The sequence below is a fragment of the Actinosynnema sp. genome (genome assembly GCF_052038725.1).
Window position 1 is genome coordinate 1 of record NZ_JBQGCX010000131.1, and the last position, 2,983, is coordinate 2,983.

Consider the following 2,983-nt stretch of genomic DNA (forward strand, 5'->3'; position numbering starts at 1 on the left):
CGCTGCGGGCCGGTCAGCCGGAGGGTCGAACCCCGTGCGCGCGCAGGAACACCTCGGCCGCGTCCTCCCCCGCCGCGCGCGCCTCGGCGGTCGGCAGGGCGCGGCTGCCCCACGCCGAGCGGGCGTCCAGCGCGCCGTCCACCAGGGACAGCAGGTGCCCGGCGGCGCGGTCGGGCTCGCAGCGGCTCAGCGCGCCGGACAGGACCAACCAGGCCAGGCGGTCGGCGAGCGCGGCGGCGGTCGCGGCGGACGTGCGGCGGTGCACCTCGCCGACCAGCTCGGGGAAGAGCGCGGCGTTGCCGAGCGCGAGCAGCCGCAGCGACCGCACCTCGTCGGACGCGAGCACCGAGGCCAGCTCGCCGACCGCGCCCGCCAGAACGGGACCGACCGCGTCGGCGGTCGGGAGGGCGGGCGCGCGCAGGCCGTCGAGCGCGGCGTCGAGCCGGTCGCGCGCCCGGTCGGCCGCGGCGAGCAGGGACTCGCGGAACAGCGACTCCTTGTCCGCGAGGTGGTTGTAGACGGTCGGCTTCGCCACGCCCGCCTCGTCGGCGATGTCGCGCACGCACGCCTGGGCGTAACCGCGCCCGGCGAACACCCGGAAGGCGGCGGCCAGGATCGCCGTCCGCTTGTCCGCGCGCCCGCGACGCGCTCCCCCGTCGATCACGGGTTGAGCCTATCGACCCCTTGCGAATGAACCAGTGTGTTCAATAGTTTGAACCCACTGGTTCACTTCTGGGGAGGTCGAGACGGTGATCGTCAACGTGCTGAGGTTCGCGTTCCGGCAGGAGACCACGGAGCGGGAGCGCGCGGAGGTGCTGGCGGTGATGCGGGAGCTGACCGCGCTGGAACCGGTGGCGTTCTCCTCGGTCGGCCCGGACATCGGCGACGACGCGCGGTTCACCCACGCCTACTGCGTGGCGCTGGCCGACCTGGACGCGCTGCGCCGGTACGTGCACGACCCCGCGCACCTGGCCGCCGACTCGGTGATCGTGCCCAGGCTGGCCAGGCTCTCGGCGACGCGCTTCGCCGACGAGGGCTCGCCCGAGCTGGCCGAGGCGGTCAACGCGGTGCACCGGGAGAAGGCCGCCGCGCACCCGGAGTGGGCCCGGCTGCTGGAGAGCGTGCCCGAGCTGGACCTCGCCGCCGGGTGAGGCCATGGCCCGACCGGGTGGTTGGGCCGGACGGGCGAGCGCGGGGTGGAGCGCCGCCGCGCGGGGGGGCGCGGCTGCCAGGATGTGGGCCGTGGCAGACGACGCGCAGGCGCTGATCTCCGAGCTGGACACCAGGATGCGGCGGGACTGCGACCGCATGGCGCTGTGGCGGGTGGTGCACCGCACGACCGGCATGGCCTACAGCGTGGTGCTGATCGCGGTGCCCGCCGTGCTCGCCGCCGGGTTCGCCTCGTCCGAGACGGCGCTGGGCAAGGCGCTGCTGCTGCTCGCCGCCGTGGTGGGCGGGTTGAACGTGACGTTCAAGCCCTACCTGCACAGCCGCAAGCGCCGCTCGGACGTGAACACCATGCGCAGGCTGCGCGACGAGTTCCGGGCCGAGGCGGTGCGGGAGGCGGACGGGCTCGCGGTGTACGAGAAGTACTCGGCGGCCTACGCCGCGGTGTTCGAGGCGCGCGGGCGGGAGCTGCTCGACGGCTCGCTCGGCGTCGACGAGGGCGCTCCCCCGGAGGGCGCGCCGCAGGCGAACGGCAGGCAGGAGAGCGGCGGCAAGCGGGAGGAAGGCGCCCCGGCCTGAGCGCGGGTCACGCCAGCGGCGCGCGGACCGCGATGAACTTCGTCTCCCGGCGCACCGCGAACCCGAGCTTCTCGTAGACCCGGATCGCCCCGGTGTTCGCGGACGCGGCGTGCATCATCGCCGTCTCGCCGCGCTCCGCGATGCCGACCGCGACCGCGAGCACCAGCCGCGCCGCCAGGCCCTGCCCCCGGTGGGCGGGATCGGTGCACACCGCGCTGATCTCGGTGTGGCCGTCCGGGCGCATCCGCTCCCCGGCCATCGCGACCAGCGCCCCACCGCGCCGCACGCCCAGGTAGTTGCCCAGCTCCACGGTGCGCGGCAGGAACGGCCCCGGCTGGGTGCGGGCGACCAGGTCGAGCATCTCCGGCACGTCGGGCGCGCCGAGCCGCACCGCCTCGGCGTCCGGCGCGGGCGTGATGCCGTCGTCGACCAGCTGCACGGCGGGCGTGTGGTGCACCAGCTCCCAGTCGGCCGGGAGGTCGGCGTTGGTGTTGAGGACGACCTGCGCGCCGGGGCCGGTCAACCGGGCCAGGTCGCGCCAGTCGGCGGCGTCCGGGTCGGTGGGCACGGAGTGGAAGGGCGCGACGTCCCGGTGGTAGCGCCGCGCGCCACCGGAGCCCTCGGCGAACCGGGTCTGCGCGCCGTTCAGCGCCGACCAGGACGGGTTGTCCAGCGGTGACATGCGCCCTCCTCCTGGCCGGAAACCGGGAGGGATCATCCGTCCGGCGCGGGCGCGCTGTCCAACCGGGACCACATCGTGGACCGGGACGCGGGCGAACGGGTGGGGTTGAACGGGTGTGGTTGTGGAGAACCGTGGGGCATGGGTGAACAGGAGATGCGGCGGTTCGTGCTGGAGGGCCTGGCCGAGGACGAGCGGCGGGCCGAGCAGGGCAAGGTCCCGCTGCTGGTGGAGGCCGAGCAGCAGGGGCGGCTGAGCCTGCTGCGCACGGACGACGGGCGCGGGTTGCTGCTGACCGGCGGCGGGGTGGCGGCGACGGAGGACGAGGCGCTGGTGCCGTTCCAGCGGAAGGCGGAGCTGCTGCGCGAGGAGGTGGAGCGGCTGGCGGACGAGGCGACGCTGCGGCTGCTGGCCACCGTGTACCAGGCGCGGGTGGGGTGGCAGGAGGAGTGGCGCACGAGGGTCTGACCGGTGGGGGGGGGGGGGGGGGGGGGGGGCGCCGCCCCCCCCGGGGGGGCGCCCCCCCCCCCCCGCGGCCGGCGCCCCCCCCGCCGGGGC

General features: G+C 75.9%; 5 protein-coding genes. 3 read left to right on the forward strand and 2 right to left on the reverse strand.

The window, feature by feature from the left end:
* Positions 1-13: 13 nt before the first annotated feature.
* Positions 14-664, reverse strand: coding sequence for a TetR/AcrR family transcriptional regulator (locus ACTUAL_RS02530; RefSeq protein WP_440899132.1), 651 nt, complete (start codon positions 662-664; stop codon positions 14-16).
* Positions 665-749: 85 nt separating this feature from the next.
* On the opposite strand from ACTUAL_RS02530, the gene ACTUAL_RS02535 reads away from it, so the two are divergent.
* Complete coding sequence (locus ACTUAL_RS02535; RefSeq protein ID WP_096494889.1) at positions 750-1,151, forward strand: Dabb family protein; 402 nt, start codon at positions 750-752, stop codon at positions 1,149-1,151.
* 91 nt (positions 1,152-1,242) lie between these two features.
* Positions 1,243-1,746 carry a hypothetical protein gene (locus ACTUAL_RS02540; protein WP_157767722.1) on the forward strand — a complete coding sequence of 168 codons (504 nt, stop codon included), beginning with the start codon at positions 1,243-1,245 and terminating at the stop codon, positions 1,744-1,746.
* A 7-nt stretch (positions 1,747-1,753) separates the two neighbouring features.
* Here the strand turns inward: ACTUAL_RS02540 and ACTUAL_RS02545 are convergent, their stop codons facing one another.
* Positions 1,754-2,428, reverse strand: coding sequence for a GNAT family N-acetyltransferase (locus ACTUAL_RS02545; RefSeq protein ID WP_440899133.1), 675 nt, complete (start codon positions 2,426-2,428; stop codon positions 1,754-1,756).
* Positions 2,429-2,566: 138 nt separating this feature from the next.
* Between ACTUAL_RS02545 and ACTUAL_RS02550 the strand changes: the two genes are divergently transcribed.
* Positions 2,567-2,893 carry a hypothetical protein gene (locus ACTUAL_RS02550; protein WP_096494895.1) on the forward strand — a complete coding sequence of 109 codons (327 nt, stop codon included), beginning with the start codon at positions 2,567-2,569 and terminating at the stop codon, positions 2,891-2,893.
* The last annotated feature ends 90 nt before the right edge of the window (positions 2,894-2,983 follow it).

Coding starts and splice junctions, on each gene's coding strand:
- ACTUAL_RS02545 (WP_440899133.1), bottom strand. CDS start 2,428: ATGTCACCGCTGGACAACCCGTCCTGGTCGGCGCTGAACGGCGCGCAG.
- ACTUAL_RS02550 (WP_096494895.1), top strand. CDS start 2,567: ATGGGTGAACAGGAGATGCGGCGGTTCGTGCTGGAGGGCCTGGCCGAG.